The following is a 25,552-nucleotide window of genomic DNA, read 5'->3' as shown; positions in this document are numbered from 1 at the left end:
CAGGTCTCTCTTTATTGCGGCTGTTCAGAGCTGGCTCCGGAAATCTGGACAGGGCGATGAGTGGAGTTTCTGCCTGACGGCGGGCAAGATTGTCCCGCGAATCAGGAGAGACGATGAGCAGACGAGCCCGCCGGCAGCACGCACCGGCATTCAAGGCCAAGGTGGCGTTAGCGGCGATCAAGGGCGAGATGACGCTGGCCGAGCTGGCTGAGCATTTCGACGTGCATCCGAACCAGATCACGCAGTGGAAGTCCCAGCTTCAGGAAGCGGCGGCCGAGGTATTTGGTCCTGGCGGTGGCAACAGAACGAGCGAGCCCGCGGTGGACGTGAAAACGCTGCACGCCAAGATCGGGGAGCTGACGCTTGAGAACGATTTTTTAGAAGGCGCGCTCAGCAAAGCCGGCCTGCTGAGCGCAAAGCGATGATTGACCGTGAGCACGACCTGCCGATCACGAAACAGGCGGAAATTTTGAAGATCAGCCGTGGCAGTGTCTATTATCTACCACGTCCGGTGTCGCCCGCCGACCTCGCGATCATGCAACGGCTTGACCGGCTGCATTTGGAGTTTCCTTTCGCCGGTTCGCGAATGTTGCGAGACCTGCTGGCTGCCGAGGGATGCAAGATCGGCCGCCGGCATGCCAAAACGCTGATGCGGCGGATGGGGATAGAGGCGCTCTACCGCCGGCCGCGTACCACCAAGCCCGAACCCGGGCACAAGATCTATCCGTATCTGCTGCGCGGGATGGAGATCACACGCTCGAACCAGGTCTGGGCGATGGACATCACCTACATCCCGATGGCGCGCGGCTTCGTCTATCTCGCGGTGGTGCTCGACTGGTTCAGCCGCCGGGTGCTGTCGTGGCGCGTCTCGATTACGATGGAAGCCGCATTCTGCGTCGAGACGCTGGAGGACGCTCTCGCTCGCCACGGCAAGCCGGACATCTTCAACACCGACCAAGGCTCGCAGTTCACGGGCGCCGCGTTCTCCGGCGTGCTCGCCAGTCATGGCATCGCAATCAGCATGGACGGCCGGGGCGCCTGGCGCGACAACGTGTTCGTCGAGCGGCTGTGGCGCAGCGTCAAATACGAAGAGGTCTATCTGCGCGCCTACGACACCGTGTCCGACGCCCGCGCCTCGATCGGCCGATACCTCGCCTTTTATAATGGCCGGCGTCCCCACTCGAGCCTTGACGGGGGCACCCCGGATCAAGCTTACTTCAGCCCGCTGCCGTTCCGCGCGACAGCTTAACTCCGGCAGAAGCTCCACTTATCGACGCGGAATTGCTGTTCAGACAACCGAGGCCAGCTCTTTCTACTCCATGCGCAATCGTGCGAAGTGCTGGTCCAAGAGGGATGCCGGATCACCACCTGAAGAGGTCGTTTCGGCACTTTCGACACTTGCTTCAGAAGCGGTGTCACTAGAAGCGGTGTCACTATCCTCGACCTTAGTAAGATACTTCGTAGGTTTGTCTACTCGCTGCCACTCGTTGCTCTCGTTCTTCGTCCACACTTCGGGATGCTGGTTAGGATCAAGCGCCCAATCATTACCACCCATGTGGACAAAACCCATTTTTTTCAGACGGGGTTCCATGCCCTCCATGCCAGGACGTGACAAGACCAAGGGATGGTCGCCGTCCAGTCGCAGTTGATGCTCCAGCAGAATATCGCCCGCGTTATCGACCAACGGATGAGTAACCCGAAGCTCAACCACGGACGTGATATCGTTGCGTCCAAACTGTTGCCAAAACTGCTCCCCCTCGATTTGAGTCGGCCCACCTGCTTTTAAAAGCCCGACGGTTTCGTCACCTAACTGATAGCTGTAGAATCGTCCTGGCTTGATTGAATATTCGGGAGTGTTGAGGTAGCTTCCAGCAACCGCTCCTGTGCGCCAAGCCTTCTCGGACACGTGATCCGAGTACTCTTCTGGGTTACCGGCGACGTGCCTGATGTCGCCGCCCAAAAATCTCCTCAGTCCGTTTTCGAAGGAATTTTGATCGATCTCTATGATCGGCGGCTTGGAAGCCAGAGAGTATGGCGTCGTTGTCACCGACGACGACGTACTGGGCTCCATGCCCGCAACTGTGTCCGCAAATCGGGGACTCTCTCCCTCATCTCCAGATTCATCAACATGGCTGGCGCTTCCAGGCTGGCTGGACGATCCGACGATTCTACCATACATCAGATTCGCTCTCCTCTCGGCACAATTGCACGCTGGAGCTCGTGCCGCGCAAGCTCCGTGCGGAGGAGGATATACAGCTTGGCTGACCACAACCTGACGCATAGGCGGCCAATTTAGGCTCATTCCCAATCCTCAAGGGAGCAGTGCAAACAAATAAATAAAGAGTGCTCCGTGAAAAACGCGGACGAGCGATGATTTAAGCAATCTTTTGAGCCGGGACAGTTTCGGCGAAGGCACGGATGATGGCACGTCTGCGGGCCATCGCAGGAGCAGGCCGAAGTTGATGGGGTGGACGCCCCCCGACGGCATCGATGTGCCAAAGTGGAGACGTTGAAACCACTTGAAGGAGGCGTCCATGGTAACTGTTAGCACAATTGGCTTGGATTTGGCCAAGAACGTATTTCAGGCGCACGGTGCGGATGCGAGTGGCGCGGTCGTTTTCAGAAAGAAGTTGCGGCGAGATCAGGTGCTTAGGTTTTTCGCCGTTCAACCGGCTTGTATAGTTGCGATGGAGGCCTGTGCCAGTGCCCACTACTGGGCGCGCGGAATCGCAAAGCTCGGTCACACTACAAGGCTGATTGCGGCTCATTACGTGAAGCCGTTCATTAAACGCCAGAAGAATGATGCAGCTGACGCGGAAGCGATCTGCGAAGCTGCGCAACGCCCGACTATGCGCTTTGTGACAATCAAGAGCGAGGAGAAGCAAGCATCCGCGGTCGTGTTCCGAACTCGCGATCTGCTGGTGCGCCAGCGTACCCAGGTCATCAATGCGCTACGCGGTCATCTCGCCGAGTATGGCGACGTCGTGCGACACGGCCCGGCACATGTCGCCAAACTGATCGCACTTGTGCAAGATACCCGATGCGATTTGCCGGAGGCGGCGCGCGCGATTCTTACGATCTTGGTCGAGACCCTGCAGGCGCTCGAGGCCAAGCTTAAAGTACTTGATGCCGAGATCGCAAGGCGGGCCAAGCAGGACGACGTTGCCAGGAGACTGATGGCGATCCCGGGTGTAGGCGCCGTGGTTGCGACAGCGATTGAGGCTCTCGCGCCGCCAATGGAGGTATTTAGAGCGGGGCGCGACTTTGCCGCGTGGTTAGGCTTGACGCCATTGCAGCGCTCTACCGGTGGCAAACAGCGCCTCGGCAAGATGTCGAAGATGGGCGAGCGGACGCTACGGAGGCTTCTAATTATTGGAGCCAGCAGCGTAGTCCGCCAAGCGGTCAGCCGCGGCGCCCTGGCTGGCTCGTGGCTCACGCGCATGCTCGCCAAGAAACCGAGAATGCTTGTGATTGTCGCACTCGCCAACAAGATGGCGCGTGTCGTCTGGGCGCTGATGGTGAAGGGTGGAATTTATCGAACTCCGACCGCAGCCGCGTGAGCGAGATTGCGGATCTGAGGCGGTCGAAGATGTGAGAAGGTCAATGGAGGTATGGCGCAACGGTCGGTGAGACGAGGTCGGGAAAACCAGTCCAGGCTATATGTGCCTTGAGCACGGGAAGTTGATTTGGACCCGATCCGCTTACTCCCATACGGGCCCGCGGCATGTGAAAGGCCGCATCAGAGGTCGGACACATGTCAGCACCCGATCACACGCCGCACCATCCAAAAGATTCTTCTTGCATCGAAGGGGGCGTCCACACATGTAGCCGGCCGACTCGCTCTTCAAGTCGCTCCCGCAAAAACATGGCGAGCCAAAGCACCTAAGCCGTACAATATCGCGCACGGTACGCTACTGCCGACCACCATGATGACCAAATAGACCACGCCGCGCTCTTTAAGGCCAACGCCCGCAGCGCGTGGATTGACCAAGAAGAAAAGGACGGTCGCTGCCGCGCCTAGCCCGTCCTATTCGTGAGAGTGCGGCTTTTTAGTCCGATTGATGCGGCCGCACATCTTGTCTGACGAGGCGCACAGGATTTCCTTCGGCTATTCACCGCCTGACGACCCGTACTTTGCAACGCGCTTGAGGGATGGGGTGGGCGAACGGGGGCGCACGCCCCGCCGGTCAAGGACCGAGTGGCAGCAGCGCGCCTGGCAAGCCGCGGATCAGGTCGGCTTCGGGACATGCCGCGGCGAACGCAAGGCGAATGCGGCTCGTGGTCTCGACGACACGGGCAGCGATTTTCAAGAGCCGAAGACGCAGCGTCGCGAACTCGGCAGCGGCCAATTCCCGGACTTTGGGAATCGCCTCGCGCACGGTCAGCATCAGCCAATAAGCGGCCGTATGGAGCACGAGACGGACCTGGTTGGCGAGCGCCGAACGGCAGCTGGTGCGGTGAGGCGAGCTGCGTCTTATGCAGCTTGATCAGATTCTCGGCTTGGCCGCCCGCGCAATACAGGCTGTCGTAGATCCACTCGGCCGAACCGACATCGAGGCTGGTGACGACGAAGCGGATGTCGAGGCCGAGCATCGTCGCCTCGATACGGGCGACCATGCGCCGTTCGCGATCCGAGGACTTTGCCTTGTGGCGCGTCTCGGTATAGCCACGCAGAACCGGCAGGTTCTCGATGGCGCGTCGCGTGCGGATGTCGTCGGCGACCTCGTCGACTTTTCTGGCGAGCGGCTTGGTGCCGGACAGACCGAGGATGTAGTCGATGCCGTTGGTCTCGCACCACGCCATTGCCTCCGGCCGGGCATAGTGCCCGTCGCCACGGAACGTAATTCGCGTGTCGTGCCATCGCGTGCGGATGTGCCGTACCAGGCGGCGCAGATGGGCACACACCTCGACGCCGCCCGGCGTCTTGCCGGGCCGCAGCACGACTGCCACGGGCCGGCTCTTCTCCGTGTCGTAGACGTGGATCGGCAGAAAGCAGCGCTCGTCATAATGAGCGTTGAACAGCGAGAGCTGCTGATGGCCGTGGACGACGTCGCAGGTATCATCGATGTCCAGCGTGACGGATGCCGGCTGGTGGGGGTAGCTATCCATCCATGCATCGACCAAAATGCAGGTCAGTCGGATCACGTCGCGCTGGCGCGGAGCATTCTCCAGGCGCGACAGCGTCGGTTGGGAACACAGATCGCGACCGCTGTCCGGCAGCCGTCCGCAGGCCAGCTTGAATGCGGGATCGGACCTCAGATGATCGAGGTCGTCGGCGTCCTCGTAGCCGCAGCAGATCGCGAACATGCGCGCGCGGAACATATCGACAAGGCTGTGCACGACCCGCGTCGGATCGCGCCGATCCGGGAACACCCGGGCCAAATTGTCGGCCAAACCGAGACGCCGCTCGGCCATCGCCAGAAGCATCACGCCCCCATTCGAGATTAGGCGCCCACCATCGAAGGCAGCTGTGACTTTCTTGGCGTGAACGGCCGGAAACGAGAAGGGGGGAATCGTATCGTCGGTCATGGCGGACGTGGCGTTCGCGGTTGAAGGTGATGGGTTGCAACCGAATCCTACGCCGTATCAGCGCTTTACACCACGCTCGCCAACCCCTCAGGCGCACTCTTGCGAATAAGACGGGCTAGCTCGACGCGGATACGGGGCGGTCATATGTGGAATTTCAGTCGAGCCGCGGCTTGCGTTGGTATTTGCCTCGCCATGGGCGGGTGTACCAGTCTGTATTATATTCATGAACCGCAGACAGGCGTGATTACGGCCGGTGGGCTGCCGTATTTCCTCAAGTCGATCCGATGTGAGGTCGTGACTTTCTACCAGATCGAACGGGAGCGGCGGAAGGAATACCTCAAAATCTAGAAGTCACGCCCTGAAGAGGCGTTCGACAGGTACGCTCATTTCGACATTGATCCGTTCCTGTATGGCACTTTCTTCCTGGAGTTGAAGGTGACCGATACCGGCGGGCTCGGCTCCGGTACAGCGTTTGATTACAAACGGATTCTGAGCGCGACCAGTAGTGAAATCACCCATGGGGTCCCACTGCTTCAGCCCAGGATACCTATGACCTGATCTGGTCATTCCTGATGAAACAGAACGCACAACTTGCGTCCGATACGACGCCAGCGGCCGCGGGACCGGCAACGTATGAGCGCGGCTGCTATCATGGAACGCCGGCGGACCTGATCGAGCTCGAGGGGCGTGCTGAGAACAAGTACCCGGACCGAGCCGCCTATAAGCGCATCATTGTCGACGCGTCCAAGCCACAGGCAGCCTGGTGCGGGACAATGCTATTCTCATCGCCGCTAACAATCTCACGCCGGCGATGCCTACCGAGAGCGCGGAGCCGGCGCAAATGACATACACTTTTCTCCATCCAGGCTTGGATCAAAGGATAATCCGATTTACACGGCTCCCTCGCCGGGAGGAGAGAAGCGGAAGGAATACCTGAAGATCTACAAGGCCAGGCCTGAAGAGGCCTTCGACAGGTACGCTCATCTCGACATAGACCCGTTCCTGTATGGCACCTTTTTCCTGGAGTTGAAGGTGACCGATACGGGCGGGCTCGGATCCGGTACAGCGTTCGATTACAAGCGGATTCTGAGCGCGACCAGTAGTGAGATCACCCATGTGGGTCCCACTGCTTCAGCCCAGGACACCTATGACCTGATCTGGTCATTCCTGATGAAGCAGAACGCCCAGCTTGCGTCCGACTCGACGCCGGCTGCCGCGGGACCCGCAACGTACGAGCGTGGCTGCTATCGAGGAACGCCTACGGACCTGATCGAGCTCGAGGGACTCGCCGAGAACAAGTACCCGGACCGCGCCGCCTATAAGCGCATCATTGTCGATGCGTCCAAGCCACTGGCGGCTTGGTTGCGGGACAATGCTATTCTCATCGCCGCTAACAATCTCACGCCGGCCATGCCTTCGGAGAGCGCGGAGCCGGCGCAGATGACGTACACCTTTTCGATCCAGGTTACCGGCGGCGTCGAGGCAAAGTACTCCCTCACGTCGTCGCGTTGGACGCCTGCTGCAGTTCAGGCCTCTGCCTCCGCTCAGCAGTTCAGCAATCTCGGTATCTACATTAACGGTCCGAACGCGGTGCTTGCCAACGGAGCCAAATCCGGGTCCGCCGGCTACGCGGCAAAAACGCCGCCGCTTGGATCAAAGGACAATCCAATTTACACCGCTCCCTCGCCGGGAGGAGAGAAGTCGCAGGAATTCCCGGGAGGCGCCGGACGCCGTACGGGCGGCGGACCCCGGACAAATGGTTTCATCGTGGCGCCGGTGCCTGTGTTCCCGCCGACCCCAACCCCGACGCATTAGGACAATGATTCGCCTCTGGTTACCCAGACTCGTTCTGCTGCTCGCGCTCTTGATCTCTTGGGGCGCGAATGCTCAGCCCGCGCTTCCTTCGGGCGTGTCCGAAATGGAGCTGTACGGCACGGTCATTCGCGGATCGAAATGGGAGATTAAGGAAATCCCCGTCTGCTGGGAGAATCTGCAGCCGAAGGATCAAAAGTATGCCGACCTAGGTGTTTAGTCCCGGCATTTGCTGGAGCGGATTAAGTTTGAATCGTTCTGGCTGGGAAGTCGAGCATTTGCAGATGTATTCGTAGGGCGTGAGGCCCTTCAGGGTCTTCAGCCGTCGAGCGTAGTTGTAGGCGTTAATGAAGTCGGCAAGGTGTGCTTCGAGCTGATCGTGTCGATCGTAATGGTAGCGTTGGACGGTCGCTTCCTTGATCGTGCGGTTCATGCGCTCGACCTGGCCATTGGTCCAGGGATGCTTGATCTTGGTCAGCCGATGTTCGATGCCATTCTCTTGGCAGCGGATATCGAACATATGTGTCGTATATCTTGCCGTCGGGCCGTCCGCGTAGCGCGGCGGGAAAGTGAACTGGATCCCATTGTCGGTGAGAACCGTGTGGATCTTGTAGGGGACAGCCGCGATCAGGGCTTCGAGGAAGGCCGAGGCGGAGGTCCTTCCCGTCTTCCTGACCAGTTGCACGAAGGCGAACTTGCTGGTGCGATCGATGGCGACGTAGAGGTAGAGCTTGCCTTCAGCGGTCTGCAGCTCGGCGATGTCGATGTGGAAATAGCCGATCGGGTAAGCCTTGAACTTTTTCTTCGCAGGCTTGCTGCCTTCGACCTCTGGCAATCGGCTGATGCCGTGGCGCTGGAGACAGCGATGCAGGGATGATCGCGTCAGATGCGGGATGGTCGGTTGGAGCGCATAGAGGCAATCGTCGAGCGGCAATAGCGTATGCCGCCGGAAAGCGACGATGATCGCCTCCTCCTCGATGGAAAGCACTGTCGACTTGGCGTCCCTGGGGCCTGTCGGGATATCGGCGACAGTCTCGCGCTCCTTCCACTTCGCGACAGTCTTCTGGTTGATCCCGTAGCGCTTGGCGAGCGCCCTCAGGCTCTCTTGACTATTTTGTATTGCTCGACGGACTGCCTCCGTCGTGGTGGCGCAGCCGTGTAAAACTTGTCCCATAGCGCATCCTTCGAATCGTGCGATAAGAATGCACCATCAAAGCCTGGGACTAAACACCTAGTTCGAAAAGCGGTTGCGGAGACTTGGCAGACTGCGGCGCAAGGCGGAGTGTGGTTTTCGAAGACCTGGTCGTTGTGTACCGACGGCGCGCCCGGTGTGCACGTGCGGGTCGCTGATGAGGGCGCTCACACCGATGTCGTCGGAAAATACCTTGACCGCAAGCCATCGGGCATGACTCTCAATTTCAGTTTCAATCATTGGAGCAAAGGCTGTCGAGATAGACGCGAGTTCTGCATTCGTGCGGTTGCGGTCCACGAATTCGGACATGCGCTTGGTTTCACGCATGAACAGAACCGCGACGATGCGCCGGAGCAGTGCCGCAACGAGAAAGCGTCTGGCTCGGTCGGCGATTATAAAGTCACCAAATACGACCCCAATTCCATCATGAACTATTGTAATCCAGCATGGAACGGAAACGGACAACTCAGCCCGCTCGACATCGCCGCTGTCAGAACATTCTATCCTTCCTGACATTTGGCCTGTCTCTATTCTTCTGCCCGCCGGCGCAAGCGGACCGCGCGGCGGTGCAGGTTGCTGCGCGGTACAATGTCAGGACGGTTCACGTCCAGTATGTTGGCGTCATGTACAACGACAAGCAGGAGGTCGGCGGCGGCTCCGGGCTGCTGATCGGCGACAACCTCGTGCTGACCAACAGCCATGTGATCGGACGCGAGGAGAACTACAAGAGCTTCGAAGTCAATGCTCGTCTCGGATCGCGCAATGCGAACCCGATCAAAGTCACCGCGATTCATCGCGATGATGCCAGGGACCTGGCGCTCCTCGAATTGTCTCAGCCCGTCAACAACAGCGGTGGCGCATCGCGTTGCCCGATGCCGGTGATCGACGACAACCAGCAAGCCCCGATGGGGACTCAGCTGTATCTGCTCGGATATCCCCTCGATCTGGATCTCAGCATATCGAGCGGTCTGATAAGCAACCAGACTAGCCCGAATGGTCGCTGGCAGACCGACACGGTCATGAACGTCGGCAACAGCGGGGGACCCGCATTCAACGAGTTCGGCGCACTGCTGGGGATTGCGGTCGGTGGCATTATTAAGTGGAACGATGCGCAGGTTTCTGGCGTCAACTTCATCATTCCAGCCACTGTGATTACCGCCAGCCCGCTCTACAGCATGATCACGGCCATTCCCCAGCCCTCTGTTTGCTGGACGAAGTGGGTCGACACGACGATCTCGTTTGAGAACTGGAGCAGGCTGAATTCTACGCATGTGCAGACGCAAGCCAATGCCGGCGTGAAAATTCCCGAAATTCTTGCCGGAGCGATCCACACTCTTCTGCCGGAGGACCGGCGACTGATAGTGAACGTTCCGGTATCGCAACTCGTCGAGCCAAAGCAGATCGAGCGGTCGTTTACGGTGGACAAGACCAAGGACGATCACCCGGTCGTATTTGCGGAGCACTCGGCTGATTACGCTGAGACCTTCGCGGCTGAACCTGGGTACCGAATCACGGGGTGCTCCTGGCACGTGGAGACCGCCAATGGTGCCGGCAATATTGCTTGCGCGATAAACGGCAGCGGGGCACAGGCTCGTTTCACCTACAGGCTCACCAGCGGACCTGCCGTCGACAGGTATCGCGGATGGCTGGGCGCGACCGTCAATCTTTCCCAGATTCTAGCGAAGTAGGTAACGGACCGGATGGTTATGCTCGCCCTGCCAACCCACGCTTCGAACCGGTTACATTGGCTCCGCCACGCGTTCCAGCACGTTCGGACAGGGCTCGTTATCTTGTTCTGCGCGCTCGCCACCGGTTGCGCCCACCAAGGTCCGGTCTCACAGCCTGCCAAGCCGCATGTTCACAAAGCTCCGCAGAAACATGGGAGCGCGTTCAAGAGATTCTGCTATGGCCCCGGGTATTACCATCATGTCCGTCACTATCATGGCTATCGGCCGTGGCGACCGACAACCGGTGAGGCGAGCCAGGAGGCGCCGCCTGACAAGAGCACCACCGGTGCCGAGGTTGTGGTCAACAAGTCGGCTATCAAGGGTCTGGTGCCGGTCCACTTCGCCACGAATCGCATGGTGACGGGCGGGCCTGGTCTCGAATTGAGCCAGATCTCCTATGCTCGTTCTGCCACCAACACTTTTGGTTACGTGACCGTCAGTATTCCCGTCGTTCACAAGATGGGCGAAGTTGAGACGCCGAAGACGAGCTGGTTTGGGCTACGCAAGGAGGCGGAAGACGACAGAAAGCATTTCCGAATCCAGAAGCTATATCGTCTGTCTCGCGAAGAGTTCGCTTCCGCTATCGCAAATCCCGCCGACAGCATGATGCTCTTTGTGCATGGCTACAACGTCGGTTTTTCCGACGCTGCATTTAAGGCAGCGCAGATTGCTTTCGATGCGAACTACAAAGGTCGCGTCATGATGTATTCCTGGCCGTCCAAGGGCGGGCTGCTCGATTATGACTACGATCGCGAAAGCGCACTCTATGCGCCGGACGGCTTGTTCGATCTCCTTCAGCTCATCAAGAAGGAAGCGAAAGTTTCCAGGATTATCGTGATCAGAGCCGGCTCCACAAATTTGGACAGGACGATAAGTGGAATTTCTGCCTGACAGCGGCGATAATCGCCGTGAACAGGAGAAACCATGAGCAGACGACCGCGCCGGAACCACTCACCGGCCTTCAAGGCGAAGGTGGCGCTGGCCGCCGTCAAGGGCGATCGCACGATAGCCCAGTTGGCGGAGCATTTCGACGTTCATCCCAATCAGATTACGGCCTGGAAATCCCAGCTTGAGGGCGGCGCCTCCGATATTTTCGGACCGGGAGGCGGGACACCGGCCACGCCCGCGGTCGATGTGAAGTCGCTGCACGCCAAGATCGGAGAGCTGACGCTGGAGAACGATTTTTTAGAAGGCGCGCTCACCAAGGCGGGATGGCTGAGCGCAAAGCGATGATCGATTGTGAACACGATCTACCGATCACCAAGCAAGCAGAGATTTTGAAGGTCAGCCGCAGCAGCGTGTACTATCTGCCGCGTCCAGTCTCTTCAGCCGACCTCGAGATCATGCAGCGTCTCGATCGGCTGCATCTGGAGTATCCCTTCGCCGGTTCGCGTATGTTGCGAGGCCTGCTGGCTTTGCAGGGGTGCAAGATCGGCCGCCGGCATGTGAAGACGCTCATGCGGCGGATGGGGATAGAGGCGCTCTATCGCCGCCCGCGCACCACCAAGCCCGAGCCCAGTCACAAGATCTATCCGTATCTGCTGCGCGGCATCGAGATCACGCGGCCGAACCAGGTCTGGGCCATGGACATCACCTACATTCCAATGGCGCACGGCTTCGTTTATCTCGCCGTGGTGCTGGACTGGGCGACACGCCGTGTTCTGTCGTGGCGGCTGTCGATCACGATGGAGGCGGCCTTCTGCGTCGGGACGTTGGAGGATGCTCTCGCTCGTCATGGCAGGCCGGAAATCTTCAACACCGACCAGGGTTCGCAGTTCACGGGCGCGGCGTTCACCAGTCTGCTTGCCAGCTACGGCATCGCCATCAGCATGGATGGCAAGGGGGCATGGCGGGACAACGTGTTCGTCGAACGGCTGTGGCGCAGCGTCAAATACGAGGAGGTCTATCTGCGAGCCTATGAAAACGTCAGCGAGGCCCGTAACTCGATCGGCCGAGCCTTGACGACCGCACCCCGGATCAAGCCTACTTCGATCTTCCTCCGCTCCGCGCGGCGGCCTAACCCCGGCAGACGCTCCACTTATCGACGCGGAAGTTTTGTTCAGACAACCGGGACCAGTTCAATCGCACACAGCTTGGGCAGCGAGGTGGTATTGGGAGCTTTGCAGCAAGCCGCGCTGAGCCAGACGACGCTAGGCATTACCGAGCTGATTTTTGCGGCGCCGGATGTTGATCGCGACCTCTATCTGGAAAGAGCTAACCAGATCAAATCAGCAGCAGGCGCGGTCACCCTATACGCCTCCTCAACGGATCTCGCCTTGCTCGCCTCCATGAAGAAGGCGCAATCCACCTCGCGAATGGGGTTCGTATCCAAGAGTGGGCCGACTCTCGTGCCCGGGATCGAAACGATTGATGTTTCCGCGGTGGGGAGCGAAATGTTTGCTCTAAATCACAGTACGTACTCAACCAGCCGCGCGGTTCTCGATGATATAGGCCGGATCATCTCTTCTTCGACGCATCTTAAACCCCCGCAGCGGACCCCGACCTTGCGATCGATGCCCGACGATTCCACCACGACTTATTGGATGTATCCCTATTAAAATTGGCTCTTCGGCTGTGCTTAAGCCAAGAGGCTGGGCCATGGTTGCAGTCACTCTGAGGAGCGCGTGTTTTGCCCCTCAAGTTGCGACACGAGCCAATCTGCAAACGCTCGCACGGCTGTTCGCTGTCGGCTGGCGCGCGGGTAGATCAGGCGGTGACCGATGTAGCGGATATCGTTAGCGCGTCCTGCCAGTGGAGCTACCAAGCGCCCGCTCGCCAGTTCGCGTTCGGCCAGAAGCGTTGATTCCAAGGCCACGCCCAATCCCTCCGCAGCCGTCGCAATCGCAAGAAAGCTCCGGTCGAATCTCATGCCGTGAAGCGCAGGTGCTTCCAACCCATTCGCGGTGAACCATTGGTGCCACTGCACCCGCTTCACGTCGGAGCGGATGAGTGTCTGATCGAGGAGATCGGCAGGCTTCCTTATCGATTTTGCGAGGGCAGGGGAGCAGAGTGGAGTGACCGTCTCCTCCGGCAGAGGGACAATTTCGACACCTTCCGCGCGCGGCGGACCGTAGACGATGTCGATATCGAAATCATCGTTGCTGAAGCGCGCATAGTCCGTGCTTGCAGCCAGTCGAACCTCGAGCTTCGGGTAAGCAGCGAGAAACTGTGCGAGCCTTGGCGCCAGCCATTGCGCAGCAAAGCTGGGTGCGGAATGGACGCGCACCAATTGTGGTCCGCGCGCGGCAACTTCCTCAAGGCCACGGCGGAGCTGATCGAATGCCGCTCCCGTGTGACGCATGAGGTTCTCGCCGGCCGGCGTGAGCCGCACGGACCGCGCGCTGCGCTCGAACAGAACGGTCCGAAGCGTGCCCTCCAGCTTGCGGATTGCGTGACTGACGGCGCTCGGCGTCAGGTGAAGCTCATTCGCCGCATCGCGAAACGATCCGGTGCGGGCAGCGGCTTCAAAGGCACGAATTGCCGATATGGGGATATTCGACAGCATGCCATAAGTGAACCAGATTCATCGATCCGTGACAACTGCGCGTTTGTCCGTTGGCCGTCGGCGGGTCATTCCTAAGCGCCAAGGAAGAACAATTTGCGGGAGGAACTGATGCTGCTCAGCGGTAAGACGGCCATCATTTCGGGCGCGGCCTCGCCGCGCGGGATCGGGCTTGCCACCGCCCGGCGGTTCGCCGCCGAGGAAGCTCGGGTCGCGATTCTCGATATTGACGCCGGCGCTGCGGCGGATGCTGCGGCATCGCTCGGAAACTCCCACATCGGACTAGGGTGCGACGTCGCCGACAAGGCGTCCTGCGAGCAGGCGGTGGCCCGCGTGATCGAATCCTTCGGCGCCATCGATGTCCTGATCAACAATGCCGGCATCACCCAACCCGTCAAGTTCCTGGACATTTCGGCGGCCGATTGGGATCGCATTCAGGACGTCAATCTCAAGGGCATCCTGTTCCTCTCCCAGGCCGTGATCCCGCATATGCGCGCACGGAGGTCCGGATCGATTGCATGCATGTCGTCCGTCTCGGCCCAACGCGGCGGAGGAATTTTTGGCGGCCCCCACTACTCCGCGGCGAAAGCCGGCGTGCTTGGTCTCGCCAAGGCGATGGCCCGTGAGTTCGGCCCGGACGGCATCCGCGTCAATTGCGTCACGCCCGGCCTGATCGGCACCGATATCACCGCGGGCAAGCTGACCGATGAGATGAGGGCGAAGATCCTGGAAGGCATTCCGCTCAATCGTCTCGGCACGGCGGAAGACGTCGCCGGCATCTACACCTTCCTGGCCTCGGATCTCTCCGCCTACGTGACCGGCGCCGTGATCGACGTCAACGGCGGCATGCTCATCCACTGAGCCAGCGAGACAAGGGCCAGATCGATGGAAACCTCGACCAAGACGCTTACGAACACGCCCAAGCTGGCGGACCGCGCCTACAATATTCGCCGCAATGCCCTGCGCATGGGTGAGGTCCAGGGCCAGGGCTATATCGCACAGGCGCTGGACATCTCCGACGTTCTCGCCGTGGCCTATTTTCATGCGATGCGCTATCGGCCCGAAGATCCCTCTTGGGAGGAGCGCGACCGCTTTTTGCTCTCCAACGGGCACTATGCCATCGCGCTCTACGCGGCCTTGATAGAGGCGGGGATTGTCCCCGAGGAAGAGCTCGAAACTTATGGCAGCGACGAGAGCCGCCTGCCGATGTCGGGCATGGCCTCCTACACACCCGGCATGGAAATGTCGGGCGGCTCGCTCGGGCTCGGACTCAGCATCGCGGTCGGCATGGGCCTGGGACTCAAACGCAAGAAATCCGAGGCGCGGGTGTACACCTTGTTCTCCGATGGCGAGCTTGACGAAGGCTCGGTCTGGGAGGCCATCCAGTCGGCGGGTCACTACAAGCTCGACAATGTGATCGGCATTGTCGACGTCAACAATCAGCAGGCGGACGGCCCTTCCACGCAGATGATGGCATTCGAGCCGCTGGTGGACAAGCTTCAGGCCTTTGGCTGGTTCGTGCAGCGCGTCAACGGCAACGATCTCGATGCCGTGATTGCCGCCTTCGACGCCGCCAAGTCCCATCCCGAGCCCAAGCCGCGGATGATCGTCGCCGACACGCTGATGGGGAAGGGTGTTCCCTTCCTCGAGCAGCGCGAGAAGAGCCATTTCATCCGCGTCGAGCAGCACGAATGGCAGCTCGCGCTTGCCGCGCTGGAAGCCGGGAGGCAGGCATGAAGACCGTCAGATCAGCACCGCAGCCGGGCAAGCCGCGCCTGACCACCTCAGCGATGATCGCATCGATCGCGGCCGAGGGGCAGAAGACGAAGCCTGCGCCCTTTGGACACGCGCTCGTCGAACTCGCACGCCACCGCCCTGAGGTGGTCGGCATGACGGCCGATCTCGGCAAATACACCGATCTGCACATCTTTGCGAAGGAATTTCCGGACCGTTATTACCAGATGGGCATGGCCGAGCAGCTTCTGTTCGGCGCAGCCTCCGGCCTCGCCGCCGAAGGTTTCATGCCATTCGCGACAACCTACGCGGTGTTCGCGTCTCGGCGGGCTTACGATTTCATTCACCAGACGATCGCGGAGGAAGACCGCAACGTGAAGATCGTCTGCGCATTGCCCGGCCTGACCTCGGGCTACGGCCCGAGTCACCAGGCCGCGGAGGATCTCGCGCTGTTTCGCGCCATGCCGAACATGACGGTCATCGATCCCTGCGATGCCCACGAGATCGAGCAGTTGGTGCCTGCTATCGCGGCGCATCACGGGCCGGTCTACATGCGCCTGCTGCGCGGCCAGGTGCCGGTCGTGCTGGACGAATATGACTACAAATTCGAGCTCGGCAAGGCCAAGCTGATCCGTGACGGGAAGGACGCCCTGGTCATCTCGTCCGGCATCATGACCATGCGCGCGCTCGAAGCCGCGCAGACTTTGAAGGACGACAGCGTCGATATTGCGGTGCTACATGTTCCAACCATCAAGCCGCTCGATACTGAGACGATCTTGCGTGAAGCCGGCAAGTCGGGCCGCCTTGTCGTCGTTGCCGAGAACCATACAACGATTGGCGGTCTCGGCGAGGCGGTTGCCGCACTTCTGATGCGTTCAGGCGTCCATCCGTCTTTCCGTCAGATTGCATTGCCGGACGAATTTCTTGACGCCGGCGCACTTCCGACCCTGCACGACCGCTACGGGATTTCAACCGCAGAGGTCGCACGGCAGATCAAGCAGTGGCTTCGCTAAGCGCCAATCGAGCCAAGCCCAGGTGAGGAGCTACGCCCGTCGCATGTTGCGGCGGCGAGTGATCGCTCCTGCTCAAATGCCGGTGGTCGAGAGCCGGCAACAAAAAAACCGGAAAGCTGCACGCCAGCGTGCGCTGATGCAGCGGGCAGCAACGTCAATGAAGGACCAGGAGGAAAACATGACATCTAAGCCCGGAAGCATCAGCCGCCGTTCGCTGTTGATGGCGGCCACGACTGTACCTCTCTGCGGGATTCTGACCCGTCCGGTGTCTGCCGCCGAGTTCGTGTACAAGTTCGCGACCGGACAGGATCCGACGCATCCGGTGAATGTCCGAGCCCAGGAGGCCATCGACCGCATTCGCGAAGCGACAAGCGGCCGCCTGGAGATCAGGCTTTTCCCGGCCAACCAGCTCGGCTCCGACACCGAGCTTTTGACCCAGGTTCGCAGCGGCGGCGTCGAGTTCTTCAACCAATCGTCTTCGATCCTTGCCACCCTGGTCCCAAGTGCGGGCATCGTGAACACCGGCTTCGCATTCGCCGACTACGACAGCGTATGGAAGGCGATGGACGGCGACCTCGGCACCTACATCCGGGCGCAGATCGCCAAGACGCCGATCATGGCGGTGTCGAAGGCCTGGGACAACGGCTTCCGTCAGGTGACCTCGTCCGGCCGCGAGGTGCGAACGCCGGATGATCTCAAGAACTTCCAGATCCGCGTGCCGCCCGCGCCATTACTGACCTCGCTGTTCAAGGCGCTCGGAGCCGGGCCGACGCCGATCAACTTCAACGAGGTCTATTCCGCGCTGCAGACCAAGGTCGTCGACGGCCAGGAGAATCCGTTGCCGATCATCGCGACCGCGCGTCTTTATGAAGTGCAAAGCACGTGCAGCCTGACCGGGCACGTCTGGGACGGTTACTGGGTCCTGGGTAACAAGCGCGCCTTTGAGCGCCTGCCCAAGGACCTGCAGGAGATCGTGACGCGCGAGCTCGATCGCTCCGCGGTCGATCAGCGGGCAGACATCGCAAAGCTCAGCGAGTCCCTGCGCGCCGATCTGTCGGCCAAAGGGCTCAAGTTCATCGGCGTCGATCGTGCCGCTTTTCGCCAGGCGCTGTCTAAGACCAGCTTTTACGCCGACTGGAAGGGCAAGTTTGGCGAGGAGGCATGGTCTCACCTTGAAAGAGCCGCGGGCCAGCTATCATGACCAGCGTGAGCCATACGCCGCATGTCGATGCCGGGATGGCGGCCGGTACGTCTCAAGCGACCCCGCGCAGATGGGTGGTGCGGGCCAACACATTACTGGGCCACGTCGTCGCAGTCCCGGCGGCATTGCTCGTGCTGGCAGAGATCGCGGTCCTGTCCGCGGGCATTGTGGGCAGATACGTGTTCCGCTCGCCGATCGTCTGGTCCGACGAGCTCGCCAGCATTCTCTTTCTCTGGCTTGCCATGCTAGGATCCGTGATTGCGTTCCAGCGCGGTGAGCATATGCGCATGACCGCCATTGTCGGCGTTCTCAGTGCGGAGCTCCGCGCGTTCCTGGATGTCATAGCGGCCGCGGCGTCGCTGGCATTTCTCGTGCTCGTCGTTTGGCCGGCCTATGAATTCGCCGCCGACGAGGCATTCGTCACGACCCCGGCGCTCGAGATCGTCAACACCTGGCGTGCGGCGGCGCTGCCGGTCGGCATCGGGCTGATGCTGATCGCAGCCGTCCTCCGGCTCATCCGCATCGCGAGCCTGCGCAGCTTGCTGGCTTCGCTCGCGATCGTCGCAGGCATCATCGGGACGTTCATTCTGCTGGCGCCGGTCTTGAAGCCGCTTGGCAATCTGAATCTTCTGATCTTCTTCGTTTTCGTGGTCGGCGCGATGGTCTTTGCGGCCGTGCCGATCGCGTTCGCATTCGGCCTCGCCACGGTCGGCTATCTCGCCCTGACAACCAACACGCCCGACGTGGTGATGATCGGACGAATGGATGAGGGCATGAGCCACCTGATCTTGCTCGCCGTGCCTCTCTTCGTCTTTCTCGGCCTTCTGATCGAGATGACGGGCATGGCGCGGGCCATGGTCAGCTTCCTTGCAAGCCTTCTGGGCCACGTGCGCGGCGGACTGCACTACGTGCTCGTCGGGGCGATGTATCTGGTCTCGGGCATTTCCGGCTCCAAGGCGGCGGACATGGCTGCGGTGGCGCCGGTGTTGTTTCCCGAGATGCGGCAGCGGGGGGCCAAGCCCGGCGATCTCGTTGCGCTCCTGGCCGCGACGGGGGCGCAGACCGAGACGATTCCCCCGTCACTGGTTCTGATCACGATCGGCTCAGTGACCGGTGTATCGATCTCGGCGCTGTTCACCGGCGGGTTGCTTCCGGGCGTGGTGCTCGCGGTCATGCTCGCGGCCGTGGTGTGGTGGCGATACCGCCGCGAGGACCTGTCTCACGTCAAACGAGCGACGGGGCGGCAGATCGGCCGCGCCTTCGTGATCGCGATACCGGCGATCGCGCTGCCATTCGTGATCCGGACCGCCGTCGTCGAAGGCGTTGCGACGGCAACGGAAGTCTCGACCATCGGGATCCTGTACTCGGCCTGTGCGGGACTCTTCATCTATCGGCAGTTCGACTGGCGCCGTATTTATCCGATGCTGGTCGAGACGGCTTCGCTGTCGGGGGCTATCCTGCTCATCATTGGCGCCGCGACGGGCATGGCCTGGGCGCTGACCCAGTCGGGATTTTCTGCCTCTCTTGCAAGGTTCATGACCAGCCTTCCCGGCGGAGTTCCTGTCTTCCTGGCGGTGACAATCGTGACCTTCGTGATCCTGGGCAGCGTTCTGGAAGGGATCCCGGCCATCGTCTTGTTCGGCCCACTCCTGTTTCCGATCGCGCGGCAGGTCGGGGTGCACGATGTCCACTACGCAATGGTGGTCGTTCTCGCCATGGGCATCGGCCTGTTCGCGCCACCGTTCGGCGTCGGCTACTACGCGGCTTGCGCCATCAGCCGCATCAACCCGGACGAGGGCATGAAGCCGATCGTGGGCTACATGATCGCGCTATTGATCGGCACACTGATCGTCGCGGCCGTGCCCTGGCTATCGATCGGCTTCCTTTGACGCTTCTGCGGGCGCCTCGCGGGACAAAACCGCGAGGCACCTCGTCAGGCGAACTTCGGCAGATGCAGCGGCAGGCCCTCGCAGGGCAGATCGATCTCTTCGACCTGCCCCTTGCCGACTTCAGTCACGCGTAGCTTCTTGCCCTCGAGCGTGAAGGCGCAATTCGTCGGCTGCGGCCCATCCAGGATCAGCCGGTCGACGACTTCACCCCGTCGGTCCAGCACCGTGACGTTCTTCTGGTTGTAGACCGTGCAATAGAGGCGGCCATCCGTGCCGAAGGCCATCCCGTCCGGACCTTTGAAATCGGGATTGGCATCCGGTTGCAGGACGTTGCCGAAGACCTCGCGTCTAGGCGAGGCTTCGCCGAGCACGTCATATCGGTAGATCTCGCCGGTGAAGGACGCGTTGGCATAGAGGTGATTGTCGGGACCGAAAGCAATGCCGTTGGTGAAGCGGATCTTGCGATCGAGCACGCGTAGCACCTTCATGGCCGCCGGATCGATCTCATACACACGGCCGTCCCAATCAAGGTCCATATAGCCGTCGACGAAGGCCTGGCCGTTGATGAAATCTTCGGCCGCCATGCCGGAGTCGGTCAGGTAGAGGAGTCCGTTCGGGCCGAAGCAAAGATCGTTCGGAAATAGAAAGCGGTCCGTACCTTCGCCCTGCATGCGCCGGATCTCGTTTCCGCCGTCGTCGATGCAGATCAGCGCCCGGAGGCCTGCTTCCGCGATCCAGATCCGGCCGTGGCCATCAGTCGTCAACCCGTTCGGACGCGCGCCAGTCGTCCGGATCACCCTGCGATTGCCGCGAGAGTCAAGCCGTGTGATGCAAAGGGTCGACGCGGACATTTCGGTCACATACATCGATCCATCGGGCAGGCACACCGGCCCCTCCGGAGCTCCAATTCCGGTGGCAAACAGTCTCGACGCCATTTTTTCCTCCCGTTCTCCAGATTGCCGGCGCTCGTTACGAGATGACCAGGCCGCTGGTCGGATCGATCAGCACCACGCGATTGAGGTCGATGGCGAGGTCGATCCGCTCGCCATGGCTGCCGACGTCATGAGCCTGGAGCTCCGCGACCGCATCGACGCCGCCGATCTTGATGGTGGTGAATGTACGGGTTCCCGTCGGCTGAATGAGATCGGCAACGGCCGAATAGGCGACCACCCCGTCGCGCAGAGGTCCGCCGCCAGCCCGGCTGAAGTGCTGGGGTCGAATGCCGACGAGAACTTCTTGGCCATCCGCACCTGTCAGCAATTTGGCTCTTGCGCTCGGAAGCGTCAGCGCACCGCCGGACTGAAACACAACTGCTGCGCAGCCGCCGTTCGTCTTGAGGGTCGCCGGGACGAGATTGATCGACGGAGACCCGAGGAAGCCGGCCACAAAGCCCGTACGGGGCTGCTCGAAAAGTTCAAGCGGGGCCCCTTGCTGCTCGATCTTTCCATCGCGGAGCAGCACGATGCGGTCAGCGAGCGTCATCGCCTCGACCTGATCGTGGGTGACGTAGATCATCGTCGTCGTGATCTCGTGATGCAGACGCTTGATCTCGGTCCGCATCTCATCGCGCAATTGAGCGTCGAGATTCGACAGCGGTTCGTCGAACAGGAACAGGTCCGCCTTGCGGACGATGGCGCGTCCGATGGCGACCCGCTGACGCTGTCCGCCGGAGAGCTGACGCGGATAGCGCTGCAAGAGATTTCCGATGCCGAGCATGTCCGCGGCTTCGCTGACCCGCTTCCTGATCTCCATTTCTGGAGTCTTGCGGGCGCGCAGACCGAACGCGATGTTCGCGTTGACCGTCAAATAGGGGTAGAGCGCGTAGTTCTGAAACACCATCGCGATGTTGCGCTCGCGCGGGCGCAGATCGTTGACCACCGCGCCGCCGATGGTGATCGTTCCGTCGTCCGGGTCTTCAAGACCGGCTATCGTTCGTAAGAGCGTGCTCTTGCCGCAGCCGGACGGCCCTACAAGCACTGCGAATTCGCCATCGGCGATGCTGAGATCCACACCTCGAACCGCGTGCACGTTGCCGTAGTATTTATGCACCCCGGACAGTTTGACATCGGCCACTCCGCTCTCCCTAACCCTTGACTGCGCCCAAGGAGATGCCGCGCACGAGATAGCGCTGCATCACCGAGACTGCGACGAAGATCGGCAAGGTCCCCAATACGGACATCGCCGCGATCTTTGCCCAGAAATTCGATTGTCCGCCGAAGTAGTGCGTCAGCATGACGGGAAACGTGATGACTTCAGTGCGCGTGAGCACCAGCGCGAAGAGGAAGTCATTCCAGGCGAAGACGAAGGTGAAGACCGACGTCGCCATGAGCCCCGGACGGACCATCGGAAAGACGACTTTCCAGATCACTTCCCACCGGTTCAGGCCATCGACGAGAGCGCTTTCTTCGAGCTCCAGCGGAACGTCGACGATGTAGCCGCGCATCATCCAGATGACGTATGGGAGATTGAACGCCGTGTAGAGCAGGATCAGCCCGAAGTAGCCGTCGACGAGACCGAAATACACGTAGATCAGGAAGATCGGGAAGACGACCGCGATCGGCGGGATCATGCGCTGGGAAATGATCCACATCGCGAGGTTTTCGCCGCCGGTGCCGAACCGGGCGAGGCTGTAGGCGCAGAGCGTCCCAAGAACGATCGCAATGCCGGAACTGACGCCGGCGACGATCAGACTGTTCAGGATGGCAAGGACGTCACCATCCTTGAACAGCACGTAATAGTTCGAAAAATGGATTTGTCCGGGGACCCATAAGGGCGGGACATGATAGATCTCGTCCGGCGTCTTGAACGAGATCATGAACAGCCAGTAGACCGGAAACAGGAACAGGAGGGTTACGACGCCCGCGCCGAGATAGCGAAGCGCCAGGATGCGGGCTTTTCTCGCTGGAAGTCTGCCGACCTTCATCGCGCAAGCTCCATGCGCTTGAGGACCAGGGTGGTGATAACGGTGAGCAGCGCAATCACCAAAAACGAGATCGCGGCCGTATAGCTGGTCTCGAATTGCGAGAAGCCCTGGACGTAGGTGTAGAGCGAGACGGTCTCGGTCATCGACCCCGGGCCGCCTTCGGTAAGAGCCCAGATGATGTCGAAGATGCGGACGAGGTCCAGGCCCCGGATCAGGCAAGCGACGGCGACCACGGGGGCGATGGCCGGCAGAACGATCGCGCGGAGCACGCGCAGGTATGATGCGCCATCAATCTCCGCAGCTTCGAGCTGCGACTGGTCGACATTTGACAGCGCTGCAAGCAGCAACAGAAACATGAACGGCGACCACTGCCAGACCTCGCAGATGATGATCGCGGGATAGACGTAGGCGGGATTGACCGTCCACAAAATCCGGACCGGCTCGCCGGCGATGAAGCTCAGGATCTCGCCGATCGGACCGAAGCGGACGTCGAACATCAGACGCCAGGTCGCTCCCGCGACAATCGGAGAAATCACCGTGGGGAGGACCAGCAGCGCGACGAAGATCTGGCGACCGGGCATACGATCAATGAAGAGCTGCGCCATCAGGAAGCCGATCAGCAGCTCAAGCGGCAGGGCGATTGCCGTGATGATGGCTGTGTGGCCGAGCGAAGCCGAGAGGCGAGCATCCCGGAAGAGCTCCGCATAGTTCAAGAGGCCGACAAAGGATGTGTCGTTCTCGGTCATCGTGATGCGCTGGAAGCTCACGATCAGCGAGTAGATGAGGGGGAACAAGCCGACCAGGAGAAGGATCAGAATGGCCGGTGCGACGATGAGATAGGGGAGGCGGTCCTCGAGCATGCGCCCGAGGCGTCTCGGGCGGCGTTGCTCGGCACCATTGAGACTTGCGGAAAGCGTCATCATCAGTCCAGGAAACGACGCCGCACGGGAGGGCGACGCCTCCCGTGTGGTGTCCAGGGCAGCTATTGCGGATAGGCGCCGGGCTTAGCCGCCCAGACCTTGTAGACGGCCTTTTGATTTTCAATGCCAACCTTCTCGGTGATGGCGTCGAATTGTTGCGCCATGCGGTCGAGGATGGCCTTGGGATCTTCGCTAGCCCAGAGGATCGAAATCGCCTTGGTCATCGCCTCGTCGTATTTGTCCTGCTGCAGCAGGGAGAGATCGAGCAGGCCCTTCTCACCGGATGTCTTGATCGTATCGAGATAGGCAGGAGCCTCAGGCCAGAGCGCACGGTATTTCTCGCTCGCGTAGTGCGACAGGCGGAACGGATCGCGGAGCGTATAGGGGAGCTGGACGCGCTCGAGGCTGGTCTTCTTGCTGTTCAGCCACTGGATGAAGAGATAAGCGGCCTCCTTGTTCTTGCTGGTGGCCGACACCGACAAGTCGAAGCCGACGCCGAGTTCGGGGCGGCCGAGAGGCGTGAGCGCGTAGCCGACCTTGCCGGCGACTTGGGATTTGGGAACCCACTTCAACGCTTCCTCGCCCGAACCGTAGCCGGCGGCCCAACGTCCGTAAGGCGGCCACGAGATCGTCATCGCGGTTGTGCCCTGAAGAAATGCCGCGAGGTTGTCGACGAAATTCCACTGCTCCACGCCCGGCGGCATGAACTTGTTTTCCGCCAGCATTTGTTTGAACACCTTGAGGCCGACGTCGCCATTCACCGTCGTCTTCATGGTGTCCGCATTGAAGAACTTGCCGCCCTCCATGCGGAAGCGCTCCTGGAACATGTATTGCGGATAGGGCGCTGTGCGGAAGAAGCCGGCGCCGTAAACCTTGGGTGCATCTTGTCGGTGATGAACTGGCCGATCTGGTCGAACTGTTTCCAGTCCTTTGGCGGAGCGAGTTCGTAGCCGAACTTGGCCTTGAATTCGTCCTTCATCTTCGGATCATCGAAGATGTCTTTCCGGTAGTAAAGCAGCATCACGTCGCCGTCGTCCGGAAAGCCTAAAATCTTCCCGTCATACTGCATCTGGTTGTCGCGGTAAGCGGCCGCGATGTCCTGCAACTCGTCGCGATAGCTGAACTTGTCGACGTACTTGTCGAGAGGCTCGAGCGCGCCGGCGCGCGCAAGATCAGGCATCCAAGACGGAATGACGTTCAGCGCGTCGTAGGCTCCGGCGCCCGATTTGAAATCCTGCATGATCTTGGTGAACATCTGGTCGGTGGGCACTTCGACAACCTTCACCTTGATGCCGGTCAGCTTCTCCCACTTGGGGCCCGAGTAATTCAGTGGGTCGAGCGATTGGAGGCCGGCCTCCCAGACAATGCTGATCGTCGTGCCCGCGTACTTCTTTGCTGCTTCGACCGCAATGTCGGCGGCATCTTTATCGGCCGCTGGCGCCGAAGCACCGGTGAGCGCTAGGACAACGACCGCGCCGAGAAACGTCCTGAACTTCATCCCCTTTTTCCTCCTCTTCTGGGCGTCCGCAGACCGCCAAGGCGGCTTTGGAGCGCTTCTCACGTGACTTTTTCTGATCAGCAGGTTGGGGATATCGCCTCGCGGCGCGAGCACGGTCGGGCGGTACCGATGCCGCGGGCAAATCGATTCATCTGTGGCGAGAATTGCCACTCATCTTTCGGCCAGGTCTGCATCAGCCAGACTGGGCTTCCCGAATGAACGCGATTTGGCTTCCTTGAAGCACGCATCCTTCCCAAAACGCTGTTAAGGTCTGATTTTGCGGCTAGTCTGCGTTGTCGCAGAACTCTTCGACAAATGAGAACTTTGCATGCATGCGTGAGCTGTATTCACCTGTCTAGCCTGCGGCTCTCAGAAGCAAGAACGGATGCGCTCTTCCCGCCTAGCTCTATCTGCGAGCGGCGGTTGAAACAGGAGCAGCTCCTGCGCACATCGTATGCTGAGCATGCGTGATACGGACCAAGTGTTGCTGCCACCGGCCGTCAAGCTCAGCGCCGTTGCCGTGTGCAGACCGCGGGCATCATCGACCCCACTGCAATGTCGGCGGCGCAGTGCGGGCTCAGTCCACCACCGCGCCTGTGGCGATCACCGCGC

Annotated in this window: 22 protein-coding genes and 2 pseudogenes; 14 read left to right on the top strand and 10 right to left on the bottom strand. The window is 60.5% G+C overall.

What is annotated here, in order from left to right; genetic code table 11:
* The first annotated feature begins 113 nt into the window (after window positions 1–113).
* Window positions 114–1,249 (top strand): IS3 family transposase gene (locus ACVWW6_RS43120; RefSeq protein WP_456682923.1). Its coding sequence is split into 2 segments (ribosomal slippage): window positions 114–372 and window positions 372–1,249, totalling 1,137 coding nucleotides; the frame shifts between segments, so codons are not numbered across the junction.
* Between the two features lie 63 nt (window positions 1,250–1,312).
* On the opposite strand, the gene ACVWW6_RS43115 is transcribed toward ACVWW6_RS43120, so the two are convergent.
* Window positions 1,313–2,179: a host specificity protein gene (locus tag ACVWW6_RS43115; protein WP_456682922.1), complete on the bottom strand. Its 867-nt coding sequence runs from the start codon at window positions 2,177–2,179 to the stop codon at window positions 1,313–1,315.
* A gap of 355 nt (window positions 2,180–2,534) precedes the next feature.
* Between ACVWW6_RS43115 and ACVWW6_RS43110 the strand changes: the two genes are divergently transcribed.
* Window positions 2,535–3,560, top strand: a complete 1,026-nt coding sequence (locus ACVWW6_RS43110; protein WP_456682921.1) for an IS110 family RNA-guided transposase — start codon at window positions 2,535–2,537, stop codon at window positions 3,558–3,560.
* Between the two features lie 627 nt (window positions 3,561–4,187).
* Here the strand turns inward: ACVWW6_RS43110 and ACVWW6_RS43105 are convergent.
* Window positions 4,188–5,529 (bottom strand): annotated as a pseudogene (locus tag ACVWW6_RS43105) (IS1380 family transposase).
* A gap of 1,032 nt (window positions 5,530–6,561) precedes the next feature.
* Here ACVWW6_RS43105 and ACVWW6_RS43100 point away from each other — a divergent pair.
* A complete protein-coding gene (locus ACVWW6_RS43100) occupies window positions 6,562–7,344 on the top strand; it encodes a hypothetical protein (RefSeq protein WP_161536421.1) in 783 nt (260 codons plus the stop codon).
* A 4-nt stretch (window positions 7,345–7,348) separates the two neighbouring features.
* Entirely contained in the window at window positions 7,349–7,561 is a 213-nt protein-coding gene (locus tag ACVWW6_RS43095) for a hypothetical protein (protein ID WP_456682920.1), read from the top strand.
* On the opposite strand, the gene ACVWW6_RS43090 is transcribed toward ACVWW6_RS43095, so the two are convergent.
* Window positions 7,550–8,515 carry an IS481 family transposase gene (locus ACVWW6_RS43090; protein ID WP_161533310.1) on the bottom strand — a complete coding sequence of 322 codons (966 nt, stop codon included), beginning with the start codon at window positions 8,513–8,515 and terminating at the stop codon, window positions 7,550–7,552. The two genes, ACVWW6_RS43095 and ACVWW6_RS43090, sit on opposite strands and share 12 nt — an antisense overlap.
* A 108-nt stretch (window positions 8,516–8,623) precedes the next feature.
* Between ACVWW6_RS43090 and ACVWW6_RS43085 the strand changes: the two genes are divergently transcribed.
* From ACVWW6_RS43085 to ACVWW6_RS43065, 5 genes and pseudogenes are all read left to right on the top strand, one after another.
* Window positions 8,624–9,046, top strand: a complete 423-nt coding sequence (locus ACVWW6_RS43085; protein WP_456682919.1) for a M12 family metallopeptidase — start codon at window positions 8,624–8,626, stop codon at window positions 9,044–9,046.
* A gap of 110 nt (window positions 9,047–9,156) precedes the next feature.
* Entirely contained in the window at window positions 9,157–10,221 is a 1,065-nt protein-coding gene (locus ACVWW6_RS43080; RefSeq protein ID WP_456682918.1) for a S1 family peptidase, read from the top strand.
* Window positions 10,222–10,233: 12 nt separating this feature from the next.
* The gene (locus ACVWW6_RS43075) at window positions 10,234–11,151 is read left to right on the top strand and encodes an alpha/beta hydrolase (RefSeq protein ID WP_456682917.1); all 918 of its coding nucleotides are present in this window, start codon (window positions 10,234–10,236) and stop codon (window positions 11,149–11,151) included.
* 33 nt (window positions 11,152–11,184) lie between these two features.
* A pseudogene (locus tag ACVWW6_RS43070) lies at window positions 11,185–12,280 on the top strand (IS3 family transposase).
* Window positions 12,219–12,818 (top strand): alpha/beta hydrolase, encoded by a 600-nt coding sequence (locus tag ACVWW6_RS43065; protein WP_456682916.1) that lies wholly within the window; start codon window positions 12,219–12,221, stop codon window positions 12,816–12,818. Before ACVWW6_RS43070 ends, ACVWW6_RS43065 begins: the two are co-directional and overlap by 62 nt.
* Before the next feature lie 50 nt (window positions 12,819–12,868).
* On the opposite strand, the gene ACVWW6_RS43060 is transcribed toward ACVWW6_RS43065, so the two are convergent.
* Complete coding sequence (locus tag ACVWW6_RS43060) at window positions 12,869–13,765, bottom strand: LysR substrate-binding domain-containing protein (protein ID WP_456682915.1); 897 nt, start codon at window positions 13,763–13,765, stop codon at window positions 12,869–12,871.
* Window positions 13,766–13,873: 108 nt separating this feature from the next.
* Here ACVWW6_RS43060 and ACVWW6_RS43055 point away from each other — a divergent pair, with 108 nt between their 5' ends.
* The 5 genes from ACVWW6_RS43055 to ACVWW6_RS43035 all read left to right on the top strand — a co-directional run bounded on the left by ACVWW6_RS43055 (window position 13,874) and on the right by ACVWW6_RS43035 (window position 19,599).
* Window positions 13,874–14,623: an SDR family NAD(P)-dependent oxidoreductase gene (locus ACVWW6_RS43055; protein ID WP_271574918.1), complete on the top strand. Its 750-nt coding sequence runs from the start codon at window positions 13,874–13,876 to the stop codon at window positions 14,621–14,623.
* 24 nt (window positions 14,624–14,647) lie between these two features.
* Window positions 14,648–15,499 carry a transketolase gene (locus tag ACVWW6_RS43050; RefSeq protein WP_456682914.1) on the top strand — a complete coding sequence of 284 codons (852 nt, stop codon included), beginning with the start codon at window positions 14,648–14,650 and terminating at the stop codon, window positions 15,497–15,499.
* Window positions 15,496–16,509: a transketolase family protein gene (locus ACVWW6_RS43045; protein WP_456682913.1), complete on the top strand. Its 1,014-nt coding sequence runs from the start codon at window positions 15,496–15,498 to the stop codon at window positions 16,507–16,509. Before ACVWW6_RS43050 ends, ACVWW6_RS43045 begins: the two co-directional genes overlap by 4 nt.
* Before the next feature lie 136 nt (window positions 16,510–16,645).
* The gene (locus ACVWW6_RS43040; RefSeq protein ID WP_456683240.1) at window positions 16,646–17,710 is read left to right on the top strand and encodes a TRAP transporter substrate-binding protein; all 1,065 of its coding nucleotides are present in this window, start codon (window positions 16,646–16,648) and stop codon (window positions 17,708–17,710) included.
* A gap of 35 nt (window positions 17,711–17,745) precedes the next feature.
* Complete coding sequence (locus ACVWW6_RS43035; protein ID WP_456683239.1) at window positions 17,746–19,599, top strand: TRAP transporter large permease; 1,854 nt, start codon at window positions 17,746–17,748, stop codon at window positions 19,597–19,599.
* Window positions 19,600–19,643: 44 nt separating this feature from the next.
* Here ACVWW6_RS43035 and ACVWW6_RS43030 read toward each other — a convergent pair whose 3' ends face one another.
* From ACVWW6_RS43030 to ACVWW6_RS43005, 6 genes are all read right to left on the bottom strand, one after another.
* Window positions 19,644–20,534, bottom strand: a complete 891-nt coding sequence (locus tag ACVWW6_RS43030) for an SMP-30/gluconolactonase/LRE family protein (RefSeq protein ID WP_456682912.1) — start codon at window positions 20,532–20,534, stop codon at window positions 19,644–19,646.
* Window positions 20,535–20,568: 34 nt separating this feature from the next.
* Window positions 20,569–21,672 (bottom strand): ABC transporter ATP-binding protein, encoded by a 1,104-nt coding sequence (locus ACVWW6_RS43025; protein WP_456682911.1) that lies wholly within the window; start codon window positions 21,670–21,672, stop codon window positions 20,569–20,571.
* A 10-nt stretch (window positions 21,673–21,682) separates the two neighbouring features.
* Window positions 21,683–22,522 (bottom strand): carbohydrate ABC transporter permease, encoded by an 840-nt coding sequence (locus ACVWW6_RS43020; protein WP_456682910.1) that lies wholly within the window; start codon window positions 22,520–22,522, stop codon window positions 21,683–21,685.
* On the bottom strand, window positions 22,519–23,382 hold the full coding sequence (locus ACVWW6_RS43015; protein WP_456682909.1) for a carbohydrate ABC transporter permease: 864 nt from the start codon (window positions 23,380–23,382) through the stop codon (window positions 22,519–22,521). The genes ACVWW6_RS43020 and ACVWW6_RS43015 overlap by 4 nt, the downstream gene beginning before the upstream one ends.
* Window positions 23,383–23,504: 122 nt before the next feature.
* A complete protein-coding gene (locus tag ACVWW6_RS43010) occupies window positions 23,505–24,269 on the bottom strand; it encodes an extracellular solute-binding protein (protein WP_456682908.1) in 765 nt (254 codons plus the stop codon).
* Window positions 24,212–24,940 carry an ABC transporter substrate-binding protein gene (locus ACVWW6_RS43005; protein WP_456682907.1) on the bottom strand — a complete coding sequence of 243 codons (729 nt, stop codon included), beginning with the start codon at window positions 24,938–24,940 and terminating at the stop codon, window positions 24,212–24,214. The genes ACVWW6_RS43010 and ACVWW6_RS43005 overlap by 58 nt, the downstream gene beginning before the upstream one ends.
* Window positions 24,941–25,552: the final 612 nt, after the last annotated feature.

This window comes from Bradyrhizobium sp. USDA 3311, assembly GCF_054062495.1.
This window is presented reverse-complemented; position numbering and strand designations above follow the sequence as displayed.

What these genes read in the sequence shown, in the direction of transcription:
- ACVWW6_RS43115 (WP_456682922.1), bottom strand. Translation starts at nt 2,179, where the DNA reads ATGTATGGTAGAATCGTCGGATCGTCCAGCCAGCCTGGAAGCGCCAGC.
- ACVWW6_RS43110 (WP_456682921.1), top strand. Translation starts at nt 2,535, where the DNA reads ATGGTAACTGTTAGCACAATTGGCTTGGATTTGGCCAAGAACGTATTT.
- ACVWW6_RS43095 (WP_456682920.1), top strand. Translation starts at nt 7,349, where the DNA reads ATGATTCGCCTCTGGTTACCCAGACTCGTTCTGCTGCTCGCGCTCTTG.
- ACVWW6_RS43090 (WP_161533310.1), bottom strand. Translation starts at nt 8,515, where the DNA reads ATGGGACAAGTTTTACACGGCTGCGCCACCACGACGGAGGCAGTCCGT.
- ACVWW6_RS43080 (WP_456682918.1), top strand. Translation starts at nt 9,157, where the DNA reads ATGTACAACGACAAGCAGGAGGTCGGCGGCGGCTCCGGGCTGCTGATC.
- ACVWW6_RS43075 (WP_456682917.1), top strand. Translation starts at nt 10,234, where the DNA reads ATGGTTATGCTCGCCCTGCCAACCCACGCTTCGAACCGGTTACATTGG.
- ACVWW6_RS43060 (WP_456682915.1), bottom strand. Translation starts at nt 13,765, where the DNA reads ATGCTGTCGAATATCCCCATATCGGCAATTCGTGCCTTTGAAGCCGCT.
- ACVWW6_RS43055 (WP_271574918.1), top strand. Translation starts at nt 13,874, where the DNA reads ATGCTGCTCAGCGGTAAGACGGCCATCATTTCGGGCGCGGCCTCGCCG.
- ACVWW6_RS43050 (WP_456682914.1), top strand. Translation starts at nt 14,648, where the DNA reads ATGGAAACCTCGACCAAGACGCTTACGAACACGCCCAAGCTGGCGGAC.
- ACVWW6_RS43045 (WP_456682913.1), top strand. Translation starts at nt 15,496, where the DNA reads ATGAAGACCGTCAGATCAGCACCGCAGCCGGGCAAGCCGCGCCTGACC.
- ACVWW6_RS43040 (WP_456683240.1), top strand. Translation starts at nt 16,646, where the DNA reads ATGCAGCGGGCAGCAACGTCAATGAAGGACCAGGAGGAAAACATGACA.
- ACVWW6_RS43035 (WP_456683239.1), top strand. Translation starts at nt 17,746, where the DNA reads ATGGCGGCCGGTACGTCTCAAGCGACCCCGCGCAGATGGGTGGTGCGG.
- ACVWW6_RS43030 (WP_456682912.1), bottom strand. Translation starts at nt 20,534, where the DNA reads ATGGCGTCGAGACTGTTTGCCACCGGAATTGGAGCTCCGGAGGGGCCG.
- ACVWW6_RS43020 (WP_456682910.1), bottom strand. Translation starts at nt 22,522, where the DNA reads ATGAAGGTCGGCAGACTTCCAGCGAGAAAAGCCCGCATCCTGGCGCTT.
- ACVWW6_RS43015 (WP_456682909.1), bottom strand. Translation starts at nt 23,382, where the DNA reads ATGCTCGAGGACCGCCTCCCCTATCTCATCGTCGCACCGGCCATTCTG.
- ACVWW6_RS43010 (WP_456682908.1), bottom strand. Translation starts at nt 24,269, where the DNA reads ATGTTCCAGGAGCGCTTCCGCATGGAGGGCGGCAAGTTCTTCAATGCG.
- ACVWW6_RS43005 (WP_456682907.1), bottom strand. Translation starts at nt 24,940, where the DNA reads ATGAAGTTCAGGACGTTTCTCGGCGCGGTCGTTGTCCTAGCGCTCACC.